This is a genomic window from Cuneatibacter sp. NSJ-177 (assembly GCF_022867805.1).
GTDB lineage: Bacteria > Bacillota > Clostridia > Lachnospirales > Lachnospiraceae > Pseudolachnospira.
The window spans coordinates 1-16324 of sequence record NZ_JALIFO010000002.1 but is presented as its reverse complement, the minus strand read 5'-3'; the positions used below and the strand labels follow the sequence as shown (position 1 = coordinate 16324).

General features: G+C 47.1%; 23 protein-coding genes and 1 pseudogene. 23 read left to right on the top strand and 1 reads right to left on the bottom strand.

The window, feature by feature from the left end; genetic code table 11:
* Positions 1-3: 3 nt before the first annotated feature.
* From MUB23_RS04080 to MUB23_RS03975, 22 genes and pseudogenes are all read left to right on the top strand, one after another.
* Positions 4-243, top strand: a complete 240-nt coding sequence (locus MUB23_RS04080; protein WP_244799074.1) for a hypothetical protein — start codon at positions 4-6, stop codon at positions 241-243.
* Positions 244-383: 140 nt separating this feature from the next.
* Positions 384-986, top strand: a complete 603-nt coding sequence (locus MUB23_RS04075; protein ID WP_244799073.1) for a phage scaffolding protein — start codon at positions 384-386, stop codon at positions 984-986.
* Positions 987-1005: 19 nt separating this feature from the next.
* Entirely contained in the window at positions 1006-2016 is a 1011-nt protein-coding gene (locus MUB23_RS04070) for a coat protein (protein WP_244799072.1), read from the top strand.
* A 12-nt stretch (positions 2017-2028) separates the two neighbouring features.
* Positions 2029-2943: pseudogene (locus MUB23_RS04065) on the top strand (Ig-like domain-containing protein).
* Positions 2944-2947: 4 nt separating this feature from the next.
* Positions 2948-3244 carry a PF13754 domain-containing protein gene (locus MUB23_RS19970; RefSeq protein ID WP_244799071.1) on the top strand — a complete coding sequence of 99 codons (297 nt, stop codon included), beginning with the start codon at positions 2948-2950 and terminating at the stop codon, positions 3242-3244.
* Complete coding sequence (locus MUB23_RS04055; RefSeq protein ID WP_244799070.1) at positions 3241-3516, top strand: hypothetical protein; 276 nt, start codon at positions 3241-3243, stop codon at positions 3514-3516. The genes MUB23_RS19970 and MUB23_RS04055 overlap by 4 nt, the downstream gene beginning before the upstream one ends.
* Before the next feature lie 177 nt (positions 3517-3693).
* Positions 3694-4053, top strand: a complete 360-nt coding sequence (locus MUB23_RS04050) for a hypothetical protein (RefSeq protein WP_244799069.1) — start codon at positions 3694-3696, stop codon at positions 4051-4053.
* Positions 4043-4426, top strand: a complete 384-nt coding sequence (locus MUB23_RS04045; protein WP_244799068.1) for a hypothetical protein — start codon at positions 4043-4045, stop codon at positions 4424-4426. Before MUB23_RS04050 ends, MUB23_RS04045 begins: the two co-directional genes overlap by 11 nt.
* Complete coding sequence (locus MUB23_RS04040) at positions 4426-4857, top strand: HK97 gp10 family phage protein (RefSeq protein ID WP_244799067.1); 432 nt, start codon at positions 4426-4428, stop codon at positions 4855-4857. Before MUB23_RS04045 ends, MUB23_RS04040 begins: the two co-directional genes overlap by 1 nt.
* Complete coding sequence (locus MUB23_RS04035) at positions 4850-5272, top strand: phage tail terminator family protein (RefSeq protein WP_244799065.1); 423 nt, start codon at positions 4850-4852, stop codon at positions 5270-5272. Before MUB23_RS04040 ends, MUB23_RS04035 begins: the two co-directional genes overlap by 8 nt.
* A 3-nt stretch (positions 5273-5275) precedes the next feature.
* The gene (locus MUB23_RS04030) at positions 5276-5452 is read left to right on the top strand and encodes a hypothetical protein (protein ID WP_244799063.1); all 177 of its coding nucleotides are present in this window, start codon (positions 5276-5278) and stop codon (positions 5450-5452) included.
* A 1-nt stretch (position 5453) separates the two neighbouring features.
* Positions 5454-6761, top strand: coding sequence for a phage tail sheath family protein (locus tag MUB23_RS04025; RefSeq protein ID WP_244799057.1), 1308 nt, complete (start codon positions 5454-5456; stop codon positions 6759-6761).
* 13 nt (positions 6762-6774) lie between these two features.
* Positions 6775-7251: a phage tail tube protein gene (locus tag MUB23_RS04020; RefSeq protein WP_244799055.1), complete on the top strand. Its 477-nt coding sequence runs from the start codon at positions 6775-6777 to the stop codon at positions 7249-7251.
* 10 nt (positions 7252-7261) lie between these two features.
* Positions 7262-7693, top strand: coding sequence for a phage tail assembly chaperone (locus MUB23_RS04015; protein ID WP_244799053.1), 432 nt, complete (start codon positions 7262-7264; stop codon positions 7691-7693).
* 179 nt (positions 7694-7872) lie between these two features.
* The gene (locus tag MUB23_RS04010) at positions 7873-10014 is read left to right on the top strand and encodes a tape measure protein (protein WP_244799052.1); all 2142 of its coding nucleotides are present in this window, start codon (positions 7873-7875) and stop codon (positions 10012-10014) included.
* Between the two features lie 83 nt (positions 10015-10097).
* Positions 10098-10712, top strand: coding sequence for a LysM peptidoglycan-binding domain-containing protein (locus MUB23_RS04005; RefSeq protein WP_244799050.1), 615 nt, complete (start codon positions 10098-10100; stop codon positions 10710-10712).
* A 12-nt stretch (positions 10713-10724) separates the two neighbouring features.
* Positions 10725-12308, top strand: coding sequence for a CHAP domain-containing protein (locus MUB23_RS04000; protein ID WP_244799048.1), 1584 nt, complete (start codon positions 10725-10727; stop codon positions 12306-12308).
* Entirely contained in the window at positions 12301-12558 is a 258-nt protein-coding gene (locus tag MUB23_RS03995; protein ID WP_244799047.1) for a DUF2577 family protein, read from the top strand. The genes MUB23_RS04000 and MUB23_RS03995 overlap by 8 nt, the downstream gene beginning before the upstream one ends.
* Positions 12555-12956, top strand: a complete 402-nt coding sequence (locus MUB23_RS03990; protein WP_244799045.1) for a DUF2634 domain-containing protein — start codon at positions 12555-12557, stop codon at positions 12954-12956. The genes MUB23_RS03995 and MUB23_RS03990 overlap by 4 nt, the downstream gene beginning before the upstream one ends.
* Positions 12949-14013 carry a baseplate J/gp47 family protein gene (locus MUB23_RS03985; protein WP_244799044.1) on the top strand — a complete coding sequence of 355 codons (1065 nt, stop codon included), beginning with the start codon at positions 12949-12951 and terminating at the stop codon, positions 14011-14013. The genes MUB23_RS03990 and MUB23_RS03985 overlap by 8 nt, the downstream gene beginning before the upstream one ends.
* Positions 14003-14548, top strand: coding sequence for a putative phage tail protein (locus tag MUB23_RS03980; protein ID WP_244799042.1), 546 nt, complete (start codon positions 14003-14005; stop codon positions 14546-14548). Before MUB23_RS03985 ends, MUB23_RS03980 begins: the two co-directional genes overlap by 11 nt.
* The gene (locus tag MUB23_RS03975; protein ID WP_244799040.1) at positions 14545-15276 is read left to right on the top strand and encodes a phage baseplate protein; all 732 of its coding nucleotides are present in this window, start codon (positions 14545-14547) and stop codon (positions 15274-15276) included. The genes MUB23_RS03980 and MUB23_RS03975 overlap by 4 nt, the downstream gene beginning before the upstream one ends.
* An 8-nt stretch (positions 15277-15284) precedes the next feature.
* Here MUB23_RS03975 and MUB23_RS20090 read toward each other — a convergent pair whose 3' ends face one another.
* Positions 15285-15770 (bottom strand): phage baseplate protein, encoded by a 486-nt coding sequence (locus MUB23_RS20090; RefSeq protein ID WP_442874105.1) that lies wholly within the window; start codon positions 15768-15770, stop codon positions 15285-15287.
* A 105-nt stretch (positions 15771-15875) separates the two neighbouring features.
* Here MUB23_RS20090 and MUB23_RS03970 point away from each other — a divergent pair, with 105 nt between their 5' ends.
* Complete coding sequence (locus MUB23_RS03970) at positions 15876-16193, top strand: hypothetical protein (protein ID WP_244799039.1); 318 nt, start codon at positions 15876-15878, stop codon at positions 16191-16193.
* Positions 16194-16324 lie beyond the last annotated feature (131 nt).

Genomic DNA, 16324 nt, shown 5'->3' with positions numbered 1-16324 from the left:
GCGATGTCAGAGTACATTTTGCCAGATTTTTTGAATCGGCCACCAAAGTCAGATGATTTTCCGGAGTTTACGAAAGCCCTCAAACGTTATGAAGAGCATTTTGGTGTGGGTGTTTCGACAGCGGAGCTTACCTTGTCGATATCAGAGATTGTAGACATGATTGAGGAGTGTATCGTGCAGGACATTACCTGGGAAGAATACCTAGGGGAAGAGCATAAGTATGACGATGATACGGATTATTAAATGGTAACAGATACCACGGGCTAATGCCGGTGGTATTTTTATGCTCCGAAATGAGGGTAAACTACTACTCAGCCGCGAGAATAACCGGCGGAATCCCAGTACCCGGAGAGCGGGAATAAAAATCTATGGAGGACAGGAACATGGAATGGTTGAAAGCGATCCTGGAAAAGGCAGAGTTCAAAGACGGTGTTCTGAATGTGGCATCGGTGATGGAATTGGTGAATGCTGAGTTTCCAAAGCACGCGGTGCCTAAAAAAGAGTTTAACGACAAGGTGGCCGAGCTGAAGACGGCGAATGACACCATAACCGACTTGAAAAAAGCAAACGGTGATAATGAGGAGCTACAGAACAAAATAGCTACCTACGAGACAGAGATCAGAAAGCTCAAAGCCGTGACGGAAAACACCCGCAGGGAATATACCCTGAAGGAGAAACTTGCGTCCGCTGGCGTGGTGGATGCCGATTACCTGATCTATAAGCAGGGGGGAATTGAGAAATTCGCCTTTGACAAGGAAGGGAACCCGATCGGGGTGGATGATATCGTTAAACCGTTGAAAGAGTCAATGCCTCATCTGTTCAAAGCTGATAAACCAACAGGATATAATCCCGCGCGTGGGGGAAATCCCGACGTGGGGAATCCCTGGGCCAAGGAAAATTTTAATCTCACCAAGCAAGGTGAGCTTTTCAAAACAGATCCGGCGCGGGCCAGAGAGCTGGCAGCGGCTGCCGGAGTCAAATTGTAAGAGAAAGGAATAGGAAAATATGTCTGGAACTACTTTACAGGACGTGATTGTCCCCGAATTATTTAATCCTTATGTAATTAATCGGACGATGGAACTTTCTGCGCTAGTGCAGAGTGGAATCGTCGCCAATAACCAGGAGTTTGACAGTCTAGCCTCCCAAGCAGCCCCCACGGTAAATATGCCATTTTTCGAGGATCTGACCGGTGAATCGGAGCAGATCATTGAGGGTACGGACTTGGATGATAACAAGATCGAATCCAACAAGGATGTAGCGGCCATTATCCGCCGAGCCAAGATGTGGAGCGCAACGGATTTATCCGCAGCTTTATCTGGCGCGGATCCAATGGCGGCCATTGCCATGTTGGTAGCACGCTTTTGGGAACGTGATATGCAGAAAGAATTAGTGGCTATCTTAAACGGAGTTTTTGGTACAGTTCCGGCATCTGGATCCGGGGAATCAGCTGTTGCAGCTCAGACGAGGCTGGCCTCCAATCTTCTGGATATCTCTAGCAAGTCCGGTGCAGCGGCTAATTGGAGTGGGTCCGCGTTCATTGATGCTGAGCAATTGCTGGGTGACGCTAAGGCTCAGCTCACTGGCATCTGCATGCACAGTGCGACGGAAGCATACCTGAAAAAGCAGAATCTGATCGATGTGGTGCAGCCCTCCAATGACGTGGCTTTTGGTACATACCAGGGTAAGCGGGTGATTGTGGATGATGGATGCCCGGTAAAATCCGGAGTGTATACCACGTATCTCTTCGGCGCAGGTGCAGTAGCTCTCGGCAATGGAACCCCCGCAGGGTTTGTACCAACGGAGACAGACCGTGCAAAGCGTAAAGGCTCTGGTGTGGATTACTTGATTAACCGTAAGACCATGATTCTGCATCCCCGTGGAGTTGCTTTTACCAGTGCTAGTGTGGCCAAAACGGAGGGCCCATCTCGTGATGAGCTTCAGAACGCAGTAAATTGGACACCAGTATATGAACCAAAGCAGATCCGAATTGTCGCCTTTAAGCACAAGCTTGGATAGGAGGATGAATAGATGGCAGTAAAAACGGTACAGGCCATCGTTAATGGCGTAACCACAAATTTGACTCTGAACAGTAGTACGGGGAAGTACGAGGCAACCGTCGCTGCCCCCAGCATCTCCAGTTATAATCAAAACAGCGGTCATTAGTACCCGATAACAATAAAAGCGACCGATCAGGCGGGAAACGTGACTACTAAGACCGATACGGATGCCACGCTGGGGGAAAGTCTGAAACTGAAGGTCAAAGAGAAGACGGCCCCGGTTATTACCATTACTTATCCAACGGCATCGGCGCTTATTGTCAACAACAAGCCTGTTGTTAAATGGAAGGTTACCGATAACGATTCAGGCGTTGCGTCAGCAACAATCGGGATTACTATTGATAGCGGTAGCAAGGTGACTGGCGACGCGATTACTAAGACGGCTATCACTGGTGGGTATGAGTGTACATATACGCCGGCATCAGCACTTGCGGATGGCAGTCATTCGATTAAAGTTGACGCATTCGACAATGATGGTAATGCAGCGACTCAAAAAAGCGTTACCTTCAAGATCGATACTGTTCCACCGACTTTAAGTGTAACGGCGCCAACAAATGGGTTGGTGACGAATAAATCTGCTTGTACGGTCACAGGTACTACCAATGATGTGACTTCTAGCCCATGTACGGTAACCATAAAGCTTAATAGCGGTACGGCAGAAGCTGTGACAGTGAACGAAAATGGGAGTTTCAGTAAAGCTTTGACACTAGTCTCCGGTGCCAATACCATTACGGTTGTTTCCACGGATTCTGCAGGCAAATCCACAACAGTGACAAGGACCGTAACGCTGGATACAATAGCGCCGGTGATTATGTCTGTGTCCATTACTCCGAATCCAGTGGATTGTGGTAAAACCTATGTTATCAGTGTTGAAGTGACGGATTAAAGATATGGCAGTAGCAAGGGTATTCGGAAAGATAGATGGTACGGACGTGGTCTTGGAGTGCGAAGAGGGGGATCGGTGGAATATACTGGTTCCCCTAGATACAGATGGGGAATATGTAGTAGAAATCGTCGCCGAGGATGAAGCAGGGAATTGGTCTTATATAGCTAAGTTGTTGTATACTGTGGATGCAGGCAACCTTTGTATACACATGTTGCCTCTGCCTAAATACCTGTTTGACCTTCAGCCACGTATGACAGTATTAGACCGGATTTATCCGGTATGCCAGGAGGTGTCTTTGTGATTCGATTTATTTTAGGAGAGGACCGACATGTGAAATATTTTGTCCATTCAGTCCAATCTGAATATTTTGTTATTAAAGAGGCATCTTGGCGTCTACTGCATAATGGAGAAGTGGAGTCATCTGGTGTATGCCAGGTGTCACAGGAAGATAGAGGAAGCTACGTGGATGTAAAACTTCAGCCTACGTGCAAAAGCCGACTATATGTACTTGAGATTACCTTACGTATCGCGGATGAGATGATTAAAAACCGGGAGCAGATGGAGGTGATCTGATTGATTGTGATTGAGCGGGTAGAATTGAGTAAAAACCCTGTAAGAATTAAAGAACAGTATATAATCAGTATCACAATTGTAACCCATAATTATCTTGGCCATTCGACACATGGCCAATTGAAAAAATATACTCATCATAATCTGCGATCGCGAGGGACGACTGAATAGGGGGCTGTGATGGATAAAAATGAAATGATGAAGAAAGTCAAAACAAATCTGCAGCTTGACACAGGAGATTACGATTTAAAAATCTTGGATACTATTCAGGCGGTTTGTGATTATTGTAATTTATCTTGGCACCGGATCCCGGACGAGTTGGAATCATTTGTACGGAGGAAAGTTCAGGGGATTTTGGAATTTGAGGAATCCAATGCTGGCGGATATACCCCCCCGGTTGCAAGTATCAGCGAGGGAGATGTAAGGGTTTCTTTCGCCCAATCCTCAGATAATTCCTGGGTGACAATCACAGAGCTGAATGTCCGCGACAAACAATGGTTGAATCGGTATAGAAACTTGAGGTGGCCTTATGAACCGTAGTGTTTTTTCTGCGTTGCAAGAGGTAAGGCAGGCGGCAGAAAGTATGTATTCCGGAGTCTGTACGATTTATGAGATAAGATCCTATGAAGATCCAATTACAAGAATTACTAGAACTCAAGAAGATGCAGTTTTATTAGATGCACCATGTCGATTGTCTTACTCCCAGCTTTCATCTGCGGAGGGCAGTGGCACGGTTACTGATCAAGATCAGCAAATTATCCTTTTTTTGTCTCCAGAACACGAGGTTCGACCGGGAAGCAAGATCGTGGTGACTCAATGTGGGGGGACCACGGAATATGCCAGAAGTGGGAAAGGTGCTATATACTCATCCCATCAGGAAATCCCGTTAAAACTATTTGAGGGGTGGGCATAATGGCGACATGGGGAAGTTGTGATTTTCACGAGCTGATCGAATTGCAGCAGCGGATAAATGAGCTACAGAGAAACCGTAGGAAAATCATGGAAGCTTGTGCAAAAGAAATCGCATCCCGAACACTGAGGATGCTCATAAAACGAACTCCGGTGGGTGTCTACCCTACCGGTAGCGGTCGAACCGGTGGAAATCTCCGTCGTGGATGGACTGCAGGAACCATTATTGATTCGGGAGACAGATACGAGATCAGCATTATCAATCCGGTGGAATATGCAGCTTATGTAGAGTTTGGTCACCGGACTAGGGATCATACCGGATGGGTGCAGGGTAAGTTCTTTATGACCAAAACCGAGATCGAGATGAACCGTATGGCCCCGAAGATTGTCGAGCGCAAGATCCTAAAAGAGCTTGAGAGGTGTTTCAATGGATAATGATATATTGTACGGCATTGTAGCTGCCATCCGCGAGGAGTTTGAGCACCCCGTATATGTGGATCCATTGGAGCAGGGATTTCAGGCCCCTTGCTTTTTTGTGCAGCCCGTAAGCACCAGTCGGGAGCGTGTGCGGGGGCCGTGGCACAGGCAGGAAAATGAATATGTGATCCAGTATTTCCCTGGGACCAGCCAGGTTCACGAGGAAATGAGCGATGCCGCGGAAAGGCTTTTTGAATGCCTTGAGTTAATCATCGTGCTAAACAAGGTGGTTTATGCTGCCGGCCTACGCGCGGAGCCCAGAGAAGAAGCGCTGAATTTTTATGCGGGATATCCCGTATTCCTACGCGCGGGAGGGGCACATGGAGATGAAATGGAATCGGTGACGTGTGACATTGTCCAGAGAAAGGAGTAGAAAGTGGCTGAATTAGCTAAAAATGTAGAACCGACATACGAGAAGAGTCAGATCTTAACCTCATCGAGGTATCAGGACCGGAGAGACTTGTTGGGGGCCATGCTGGAGGATACCGGTAGATATACACTGAAGCAAATTGATACGGCGATTGACAAATATATGAAAGGAAAGGTGAAGTGAAATGGCATTGGGAGGCGGAAAATTCACCGCGCAGGATAAGGTCTTGCCGGGGAGCTATATCAATTTCGTGTCCGCTGCAAAGGTTGGAAGTGTTTTATCCGACCGAGGCACGGCTACCCTGCCCCTGGAGCTGGACTGGGGTCCTGAGGACAGTATTTTTGAGGTGAGTGCGAATGACTTCCGAAATCGTGCGCAAGAGCTCTTTGGCTATCCGGCATCGCACGAGAAGATGAAGGGGCTTGCGGATCTGTTTTTGAATGTGCAGACCTTGTATGCCTATCGGCTTAACGGCGGTGGCGTCAAGGCGTCTGGGACGTTTGGCACCGCAGTTTATAGCGGTACCAGAGGGAATGCCTTAAAGGTTGTGGTCCAGGCGAACGTTGATGATGAAAATGCGTTTGACGTTAAAACCTACTTGGAAGCGGATTTGATTGACAGTCAGACTGTTACGTCAGCTGCTAATCTGGAGGATAACCCTTTTGTGACGTGGAAAAAAGATGCCTCGCTTGTGGCGACGGCCGCCGACACTTTTACCGGCGGTACGAATGGCACGACGACCGGCGATAAACACCAGGAATATTTGGACAAGGCGGAATCCTATTCATTTAACGCAATGGGAGCCGTGGTCACGGATGTAGTAACGAAAGCTTTGTATGCTAATTATGTCCGGCGTATGCGTGACGAGGTGGGAGCCAAATTTCAGCTGGTGCTGCAGGATTATGAGGGAGACTATGAGGGTGTAATCAATCTGGCCAACACAGTGACGGACAGTGGGTGGCCAGCGTCATCCCTGGTGTATTGGGTTACTGGGGTCACTGCGAGCTGTGCGATCAATGCTTCGAGTACCAATAAACTCTATGATGGAAATTTTGATGTAAACGTGGAATATACGCAAAAGCAGCTGGCGTCAGCCTTGCAGTCCGGAAAATTCATCTTTCACCGCGTGGGCAGCGAGGTGCGTGTTCTGGAGGATATCAATTCCCTGGTGACGCTCTCCAACGAAAAACAAGAAGAGTTTAAGGACAATAAAGTCATTCGAGTGCTTGACCAGATCGGAAACGACATTGCGACATTGTTTAATAGTAAATATCTGGGGATCATGCCGAATGACGCGGATGCTCGGGCTGCTCTATGGTCGGATCTTGTCACATACCATCAGAAGCTGCAGGACCTGGGTGCGATCGAGGGAGTGAATGACGGAGACATTTCTGTGTCGGAGGGAGACAGCCGTAAGGCCGTGGTTGTGACAGAGAATGTGAGGGTTACCGGTACGATGGCTCAGCTTTATATGACAGTTCAGATTGGTTAGGAAGGAGTAAGATATGGCTACAGCAGCTACCATGCTTGCAAAGGATTCAGTATCAGCCAAATTGGCACAGTGCTATGTGACTATTGATGGAAATCGGTATAACTTTATGCAAGCAATTGATTTTGAAGCGAAATTTGAGAAGACAAAAACGGAAGTACCGATTCTTGGAAAGACTGGGACGGGGAACAAGGCGTCTGGGTGGAAGGGAACCGGGAAAGCTACCTTCCATTACAACACGGATATTTTCCGGAAGATGATGTTGTCTTATAAGGATACCGGAAAAGATGTCTATTTTGACATCCAGGTTACCAATGACGATCCGGCATCTGACGCTGGCCGGCACAGGATGATTTTCGTGGACTGCAACATCAACGGAGGAATCCTGGCGAAATTTGATTCCAATGGAGAGTATCTGGACGAGGAGATGGATTTCACTTTCGAAGATTTTCGCCTGGCCGAAGAGTTTAAGCAACTCGCGGGTATGAGATAAAGGAGGAGTCATGAGTAAATTTACTAGATTTTTAAAGCAGAACAAAATGACGAAGGCCAATGCTTTCTACCCTGCGACTAAGTCTTTGGTGGATGAGCAGGGAAAGCCTTTGCAGTGGGAAATTCGGGCGCTGAGCACACGGGAGGATGAGGCAATCCGAGAGGCATGTATGAAGGAGATTCCTATCCCCGGAAAACCTCACATGTACCGTCCTAAACTTGACTCCAACAAGTACCTTGCTAAGATGGTGGCAGAATCTGTGGTGTGCCCGAATCTGTATGATGCAGAGCTTCAGGATTCTTATGGGGTCACCAATCCGGAGGATCTTGTCCGTGAGATGGTGGATAATCCGGGAGAATACCAGGATTTGGCGGCATTTGTCCAAAATTTTAGTGGTTTTGACGTTTCGATGGAGCAAAAGGTTGATGAGGCAAAAAACTAATTGAGGGCGATAGTGATGCAGGGTTTGCTCACTATTGCCTTCATCAGTTTCATTGGAAGCCTTCCGCGTTTGCGGAGCTGGATCCCCAGGAAAAAGCATTTGTTATTGCTTCGATCCAGCTCCGAGTTGCGGAGGAAAAGCGTCGTGAGCGCGAGGCTAAGCGAAAGTAGGAGGGCACTATGGCAACGATACAAACTGCAGTACAATTAAATGATGCGATGGCAGCCCCCCTGATGCGGATCACCGCTGCGTTAAACATGACGGTATCCGCATTCCAGTCTATGCAGAGTGCCTGTGATGCCAGTGTCAATGCAGGGGATTTTGATGCTATCAGGCAGGAAATTGCCCAGGCGAGTGTCAGCATTGAGGAGATGACTCAAAACCTGGCGAGAGCTGAAGAACAGCAGGAGCAGTTGAATCAAAGTTTTCAGCGTGGATCAAGCGAAGCAGATAGTCTGGCTGGAAGGGCAAAGAAATTGGTCGCTGCTTATGCGAGTATCAGGACAGTCGGTACAGTGCTGGATTTGTCGGACACACTTACACAAACCACAGCGCGGTTAAATATGATGAACGACGGAATGCAGACCACAAAAGAGCTGCAAGACCAAATCTACCTGGCAGCACAGCGATCCAGGGCGTCCTATACAGCCACGGCCGATATCGTGGCAAAACTTGGGGTCAGAGCAGGAGACGCATTTGCCTCCAACGCAGAAACGATCCAGTTTGCAGAGAACTTAAATAAGCAGTTTGTGATTGCGGGGGCGTCTCAACAAGAAATGTCCTCCGCATCCCTGCAGCTCACCCAGGCATTGGGTTCCGGTGTACTGCGTGGAGAGGAACTGAACGCGGTATTCGAGGCGGCGCCGAATGTGATCCAGACCATTGCCGACTACTTGGGGGTTGGCATCGGCGAGATCCGGGAAATGGCGTCAGAAGGTGAGATCACTGCGGATATTGTGAAAAATGCGATGTTGGGCGCAACTGAGGAGATTGAGGCCCAGTTTGAGGAGATGCCACGTACCTTTGAGCAGATGGCTACGGATATCGGAAACAGAGCAATGATGGCATTCCAGCCGGCGTTACAAAAGCTTAACGAGATCGCAAATAGCTCTGGATTTGACGCGTTGATCAATGGGATTACAGATGCACTGGTTGTTTTGGCTGGTATCGCGCTTGGTGCTCTGGATCTGCTGACTCAGGGGGCAGCATTTGTGGCTGAGAATTGGTCGATTATCTCCCCGATTGTATACGGAATTGCCGCAGCATTGGCTATATACTATGGCTGGCTGCTTATAACAAAGGGGGCAGAATTGGCAGGTAATGCGGTAAAAGTGGTGTCTTGTTTGCTTTCGTACGCACATGCAGCAGCAACTGGAACGCAGGCTAGCGCAACAGCGGCTGCCACAACAGCGCAATATGGATTTAATACTGCTCTGCTGTCTTCTCCGCTTACTTGGATACTGATTATCATTATAGCAATCATCGCAGCTATCTACGCCGTGGTTGCAGTTATAAACAAGGTGACTGGGTCCAGCATAAGTGCAACTGGAATAATTTGCGGTGCTTTGACTGTAGCGGCAGCATTCATCGGAAATTTGTTTGTTGCTCTAATCAACGCCGTAATCGATGTTTTTGTTGTGCTTTGGAATTTTATCGCAACATTTGCTAACTTCTTTGCGAATGTATTCAATGATCCGGTGGGGGCGATTGCTCGATTGTTCTTTGATTTGGTCGATACAATTCTTTCTTTGCTAGAATCGCTTGCGAGTGTAATCGACACCATTTTTGGTTCAAATTTGGCGCAGAGTGTTACTGGGTGGCGAGACTCGCTTGGCAGCTGGGTGGACTCCACTTTCGGTAAGGGCGAAGAAGTCATGGCAAAGGTCAATGCGCAAGATTACCATGTGGAAAGATTTGAATACTCTACAGCGTGGGATACAGGCTATGACTTCGGGCAGGGTATCGATGAAAAAATATCGAACTTTGATCCTTCGTCTTTATTCCCAGAAATTGACATCCCGGATGCCGGAGACTATACAAGTTCAAACTGGGATACGGTGGCTGGTGGAGTATCGGACATCGCGGACAATACCGGGGATATTAAGGATTCGGTATCTACCAGCAGCGAGGAGTTGAAGTACCTGCGGGAGATTGCTGAAAGGCAAGCAATTAACCAGTTTACCACAGCGGAAATCAAGGTGGATATGACGGGTATGACGAATCAGATCAGCTCCGACATGGACATTGATGGCGTGATGAATGTGCTGACTCAAAAGCTGGAAGGTGCTTTGATGATCAGTGCAGAGGGGGTGCATATTTAATGTATCTGTTTTACTTGGGAGATGTGTTGCTTCCTGTTGCTCCATCTAAGTTGCAGACGAAAATTAGCAACAAGAATAAGACAATGGTATTGATCAATGAGGGAGAAATAAATTTACCTAAGACTCCCGGACTGACTGATCTCTCCTTTGAATGTTTGCTTCCAGCCACCGAGTATCCTTTTGCGAGGTATCAGAGCGGATTCCAGAAACCATCTTATTATCTGAGTGTACTGGAGCAGTTGAAGGTTCAGGGGAAGGCGTTTTCTTTCCGGGTGCTGCGCCAGTTGGATAACGGACAGGCATTGGATCTCCCGCTGTCTATGATGGTGACGCTGGAAAAATATACGATTTCTGAGGATGTGAAGAATGGGTTGGATTTTACCGTATCCATTGACTTGAAGCAATATCGGGAATATGGAACGAAAACGTTCACGATTCAAAAAAAAGAAACGTCCAAACCGGAGGCAACGGTGACAGAGAGCCGGCCGGAAAAAGAACCGGAGAAGAACTACACAATAAAAAAAGGAGACAATCTTTGGAAAATTGCCCGTAAGGAACTTGGCGATGAGCTGCGGTGGAAGGACATCTACGAATTAAATAAAGATACCATTGAAGCGGCTGCCAGGAAGTACGGGAAAAAGAGTTCATCGAACGGACATTGGATATACCCTGGAGTGGTCCTTCGGTTGCCGGCATAGAAGGGAGGTATCATGACTGATATTGTAAGTGTCGCTATTTCCCAGATCGGCGTGAGTGAGTCCGGCAAGGGGCACGATAAGTTTATAAAGTGGTACGGCGGGTTTTCTTCCAGCACGGCTTGGTGCGCCATCTTCGTCAGTTGGTGTGCGGAACAAGCAGGAGTCTTAGGAACTCATGTGCCTAAGTATGCGGACTGTGATGAAGGTTTGAGATGGTTTAAAGCGCGAGGAAAGTATAAAAAAAGTAAGGCCTATGGTGGAGATTATACGCCCTTACGCGGCGATATTATATTTTTTTCCAGGAAATATACTCAATCCGATGCAACACATACTGGAATTGTAGAAAAGATGGAAGGCTCAAAAATTCATACTATTGAAGGGAATACCTCAGACAGTGTTGCTCGAAGAAAGTATAGTGTGGACGATCGATATGTACTGGGGTTTGGCCAGACGGGGTTGTCGAATTTAGATTCTTCACTCGCCGGAAAATCTGGAAACAAGACTATCACCACCACAGATCAGAGTGCTAGCGCACCACAGACAGTGGAAATTACGAGCGTCGCCAACAGATCCATCACTGGTGCTCCAGGGGCCTATAAATATACGGAGCTTAAGAACAACGGGATAGTGCTATCACGAGGGTGTGAAATCCTGATTCAAAACGACCAAATTTATATGCCTACTGTTGCGGACAAAATAACTCTGGAGTACAACCGAAAGAGTTCACCTGGTTCGCTTAAGTTGACCGTGCTGGATGATGGGAAGCTGGGGATACAAGAGGGAAACCCGATCAGTTTTCGGGTAAACGGGGAAAATGTTTTTTACGGCTATATCTTCGGGCGAAACCGAAAGGAGGAGCGCGTGTGGGAGCTTACTTGTTATGACCAGCTTCGGTATTTGAAAAATAAGGATACATTAGCTTACTCTAACAAAAAGTATTCGGATCTTCTTCGTATGATTGCAGATGACTATGGGTTGACCTGTGGGGAAATCGAGGACACCGGATATGTGATTCCAAGCCGGATTGAAGAGGCGACTCTGTTTGACATACTAGGAAATGCGGCTGATGAGACCGTGCTGAATACAGGGCGATTGTATGTACTGTATGACGATTTTGGGAAGCTATGCCTGAAAAACATCCAGTCTATGATTTTGCCTATTCTGATAGACAAAGATACAGCTGGCGATTATAGCTATACCAGCACGATAGATAAAGATGTGTATAACCGGATCAAAATCGCCTATGACAATGATACTACCGGAGAGCGGGAAATCTACATGGCAAATGGAACTGATAACCAAGCCGCCTGGGGAATCCTGCAATATTATGATAAGGCCGAGGATGCGGAAACCGCTAAAACGAAAGCGTCGGTTCTGCTGAACTATTATAACAAAAAGCAGCGGGAACTGGTGATTAATAACGTGTTCGGTGATATTCGGGTACGCGGTGGTTCCTCTGTGGTAGTTATGATGGACCTGGGAGAGATCAAACTACGGAACTTTATGGTGGTGGAAAGTGTTCGCCATACATTCTCCAATGGGGAGCACTTTATGAATCTGAGCCTATCGGGTGTGAAAGGAGAGTTCAATGTCTGATATCTTAGAAATTGTAAAGAGAGCAGCATTGGATGCTGTTGAACAAAATGCGCCTGCCGCGGTCATGGCCGGGAAAGTCGTGTCCTCCGATCCTTTTCAGATCCAAGTGGAACAAAAACTAATCCTTGCAAAAGAGCACCTGATCAAACTTGAAAGTGCTGGTACCCTGTCAAAGGGAATGCAAGTGCTTCTGCTTCGGAAGCAGGGCGGCCAGAAATATATTATCCTGGGTGAGGTGGTGGAGATATGATCCCGCAGTATGAGAATTTGTTGGATTTCACCGTGGCCGTGATGCCGAATAAAACCTACTTGGTTGATTTGGATAAGGGCATGATACGCGGACAATGTGATGGCTTGGAGGCAATCCGGCAGTTTGTTTTGTTGGCACTTAACACGGAGCGTTACCGGTACGAAATATATAGCTGGAGATATGGCATCGAGCTGGAGGAGTTAATTGGTGGGCCAATGCCTTTGGTTTACGCAAAAATCAGCGATAATATTACAGAAGCGCTGATTTATGATGAGCGAATTTTAGCAGTTAACAATTTTAGTTTTAACCATCGGCGGAATGCAGTGTCTGTGTCCTTCCAGGTCCAGACGGTGTATGGTGATCTGGATATGGAAAAGGAGGTGAGGACCGGTGTATGAAAATATGACGTTTGATGCAATCATGAACCGTATGCTGGAAAGAATTCCTACGGGGATCGATAAGCGGGAAGGATCCATCATTTATGACGCCCTTGCACCGGCTGCGGCGGAAATGTCCATCATGTATCTGGAAATGGATCTACTACTGAATGAGACCTTCGCAGATACAGCGTCTAGAGAATATTTGATTCATCGATGCGCGGAGCGAGGAATTCTACCGGAAGAAGCAACCAATGCGGTTTTACAAGGGGTGTTTACGCCGACTACGATTGATCTTCTGGGACAGAGATTTAACTGTGAATCGCTGAATTTTGTCTGTTCAGAGCAGATTGAACCAGGAAGATATAAGCTGAAATGTGAGACTGCGGGTGAGGTGGGTAACATCACCGTGGGAACTTTGATTCCGATTAACTACATAGAAGGATTGGAGAGTGCTCAGATTATGGGCATCTTAATACCCGGAGAAGATGAAGAAGATACAGAAGTGCTCCGTAGCCGGTATTTTGCATCCTTGGACACGCAACCCTTTGGAGGAAACGTGACAGATTACAAAATGATTACCAATGCCCTTAATGGAGTCGGAGGGTGCAAAGTGTATCCAGTCTGGAATGGCGGCGGAACAGTAAAAGTAATGATTATAGATGCCCAGTATAAGCCACCAAGTCAAACTCTGATTGACTCCGTACAGTCAGCTCTGGATCCAGTGGATGAGGTAGGTAAGGGGAAAGGATTTGCCCCTATTGGACACATCGTAACCGTGGTAGGAGCCGAAGCATTGCCAATTAACATTGAAATGACAGTAACTTATCGAACTGGATATGGCTATGCTTCTGCAGCGGCATCGATCAATGAGGTAATTGATAATTACTTTGCCGAGATCAGCAAAGAGTGGGAGTCTAGCGAGTCTTCCATCGTTCGGGTAAGCCAGATTGAGTCCAGAATTCTGGAGCTGGATGACGTGCTCGATGTTCAGAATACCTTGTTAAATGGATCTGATCGGAATCTAGTTTTAGGTGATGATGAGTTGCCTACAAGGGGGACGTTTAATGGAGCATAAAAATTTAATTGAATATCTTCCGGATTTTCTGGCAGGAATCCGGGAGATGAAGCTTATTATGGGGGCCGAGCAGCCGGAGATTGCCCAGCTAGTTGTGCAGCAGCAGTTGAATCTATCAGATCAGTTTATCTTGACTGCAAGTGAGATTGGTCTGGAACGGTTTGAGCGCGCCTACGGAATTATAAAGCAGCCTGGAGCCACGGCTCAGGAAAGACGCTTTCAGCTTTTGGCAAAGTTTAGTGAGGGGAGTTTGTACAATTTATGGTATTTGAAAGAGCGTTTGGCTTTTTTGTGCGGAGCCGATGGGTACAGCCTGAGGTTGGAGCCCGGGGCTTACTATATTGAAATTAAAGTTGCCCTGACTTCGAAGCATATGCTAGAAGCAGTCGCAGAAATGATCGATGAGGTGATACCTTGTAATTTGATGCGTAGTGTGGACTTACTGTACAATACCCATGACAAGCTAGGGGGACTGACGCACGGCACCCTGAGCACGTACACAAATAAAGACATAAGGAGTGAGGCAATCGTATGAAAACAACAACGAATTATTCCCTGAAGAAGCCGGAGCCGAATGATTTTTACAACATCGAGGATTTTAATGGAAATGCGGATGAGCTGGATCGTGTTTTGAAAACGTTGGATGATAAGATTAGTGAACTAAATAGTAATTTATTTCTGAGGGTTTATCCGGTGGGCTCAATTTATATGAGTACTAGTTCCACCAACCCAGGGACGCTCTTCGGTGGCACCTGGGAAGCTTGGGGAAGTGGGCGAGTTCCGGTCGGAGTTAATTCTTCAGATTCTGATTTCTCTCCCGCCGGAAAAACAGGTGGAACGAAAACAATCAACTTAAGTCATAGTCATACTGTCAGCAGCCATACACATACAATATCGCATTCACATACGGTCAATAGCCATGTTCATACTACAAATGGACACTCATTGTCCATAAACGAAATTCCAAGTCATAGCCATTCCATTAACAAGGCTTTACGACTTCCCTCATCTGGAGCAGGTTGGAGTTTCGGTGGATGGAGTTCTGGCAATAACTTAAACCAAGAGGAATTAACCACTACAGGGAGTGTAGGAGCAGGAGCTTCGCATGGCCACGGAAATACCGGAGAGGCATCTCCAGCAACCGGAGGGGCATCATCTGTAAACAGTGGGGGAGCATCGCCTGGAACAAATACACAGTTATCCACAGTTCAAAGCATTGTACAGCCATTTATTACCTGCTATATGTGGCTAAGAACTGCCTGAAATTAGCTTTAAGCTGTCCGCTTCCACATATAACACGTGATATATGGCTGTACAACACTTTGGGTGGTTGATAAAGCGGAATTGGTACCAGGCGAACTATCACCTGTATTACCGTGGTTGTGCGCCCCACCGCCACCAATATTATCAGTATTTACCCTTGGAGGATTCAGGTCTGGCCCCCATCCGGTAGAGGCAAACCATGAAGCGCCGGATGCGACGTATGATCCGCTCGCAGAATTTGCAATAGGATGCTGATGTCTCGGCATTTCCGCCACAGTCAGCGTATGATTAGCCGTTGTATGGCTATGGCTATTGACAGTATGACTATGGTTGAGATTGACTGCCTTAGCTCCTCCGGTTTTCCCGGCAGTTGAAAAATCAGAATCTGAAGAATTCACTCCAATAGGAACCCGTCCGCTTCCCCATGCTTCCCAACTTCCACCAAATAAGGTGCCAGGGTTGGTAGAACTGGTACTCATATAAATTGATCCCACTGGATATGCCCTGAGAAGTAAATTACTATTTAGTGAATCAAATTGTACCGTAAAGCGTCCGACTTAGGTCGGGCGTTTTAATATGCGATTTGAGAGGAGCTTGTTATGCAGGATGAAGAAATCGCCCTGAAGCTGACCGCCCATGACCATGAAATAAAATCCCTAAAGCACCGGATGAGCGATCAAGAGGAACAAAACAAGGTGATTCAGGAATTGGTGCTTTCCGTTCGAGAGCTAGCCTTAAATATGAAAAATATGATGGAAGAGCAGCGAAATCAGGGAACAAGGTTGGAGAAACTTGAAAACGAGCCTGCCGAACGATGGAATAGCGCCAAAAAGACGGCATTTACAGCCATCGTATCTACGTTGTCTGGCGGATTGGCGGTAGGGTTGATTATGTTGATCGCGCAATACGTGCGCTGAGAAAGGAGATACGAGTGAACAAGGACAAAGCGAAGCTGTGGATTAAAGCTGCCGGGGTACGGGCAGTAAAGACAGTGGCGGAAGCCGCGATTGCTATGATCGGTACAGCAGCAGTAATGGGAGATGTGGAT

Bases quoted from the DNA above. Each gene is read 5' to 3' on its own strand.
- MUB23_RS04080 (WP_244799074.1), top strand. From the start codon at position 4: ATGTCAGAGTACATTTTGCCAGATTTTTTGAATCGGCCACCAAAGTCA.
- MUB23_RS04075 (WP_244799073.1), top strand. From the start codon at position 384: ATGGAATGGTTGAAAGCGATCCTGGAAAAGGCAGAGTTCAAAGACGGT.
- MUB23_RS04070 (WP_244799072.1), top strand. From the start codon at position 1,006: ATGTCTGGAACTACTTTACAGGACGTGATTGTCCCCGAATTATTTAAT.
- MUB23_RS19970 (WP_244799071.1), top strand. From the start codon at position 2,948: ATGGCAGTAGCAAGGGTATTCGGAAAGATAGATGGTACGGACGTGGTC.
- MUB23_RS04050 (WP_244799069.1), top strand. From the start codon at position 3,694: ATGGATAAAAATGAAATGATGAAGAAAGTCAAAACAAATCTGCAGCTT.
- MUB23_RS04045 (WP_244799068.1), top strand. From the start codon at position 4,043: ATGAACCGTAGTGTTTTTTCTGCGTTGCAAGAGGTAAGGCAGGCGGCA.
- MUB23_RS04040 (WP_244799067.1), top strand. From the start codon at position 4,426: ATGGCGACATGGGGAAGTTGTGATTTTCACGAGCTGATCGAATTGCAG.
- MUB23_RS04035 (WP_244799065.1), top strand. From the start codon at position 4,850: ATGGATAATGATATATTGTACGGCATTGTAGCTGCCATCCGCGAGGAG.
- MUB23_RS04025 (WP_244799057.1), top strand. From the start codon at position 5,454: ATGGCATTGGGAGGCGGAAAATTCACCGCGCAGGATAAGGTCTTGCCG.
- MUB23_RS04020 (WP_244799055.1), top strand. From the start codon at position 6,775: ATGGCTACAGCAGCTACCATGCTTGCAAAGGATTCAGTATCAGCCAAA.
- MUB23_RS04015 (WP_244799053.1), top strand. From the start codon at position 7,262: ATGAGTAAATTTACTAGATTTTTAAAGCAGAACAAAATGACGAAGGCC.
- MUB23_RS04010 (WP_244799052.1), top strand. From the start codon at position 7,873: ATGGCAACGATACAAACTGCAGTACAATTAAATGATGCGATGGCAGCC.
- MUB23_RS04005 (WP_244799050.1), top strand. From the start codon at position 10,098: ATGGTATTGATCAATGAGGGAGAAATAAATTTACCTAAGACTCCCGGA.
- MUB23_RS04000 (WP_244799048.1), top strand. From the start codon at position 10,725: ATGACTGATATTGTAAGTGTCGCTATTTCCCAGATCGGCGTGAGTGAG.
- MUB23_RS03995 (WP_244799047.1), top strand. From the start codon at position 12,301: ATGTCTGATATCTTAGAAATTGTAAAGAGAGCAGCATTGGATGCTGTT.
- MUB23_RS03990 (WP_244799045.1), top strand. From the start codon at position 12,555: ATGATCCCGCAGTATGAGAATTTGTTGGATTTCACCGTGGCCGTGATG.
- MUB23_RS03980 (WP_244799042.1), top strand. From the start codon at position 14,003: ATGGAGCATAAAAATTTAATTGAATATCTTCCGGATTTTCTGGCAGGA.
- MUB23_RS03975 (WP_244799040.1), top strand. From the start codon at position 14,545: ATGAAAACAACAACGAATTATTCCCTGAAGAAGCCGGAGCCGAATGAT.
- MUB23_RS03970 (WP_244799039.1), top strand. From the start codon at position 15,876: ATGCAGGATGAAGAAATCGCCCTGAAGCTGACCGCCCATGACCATGAA.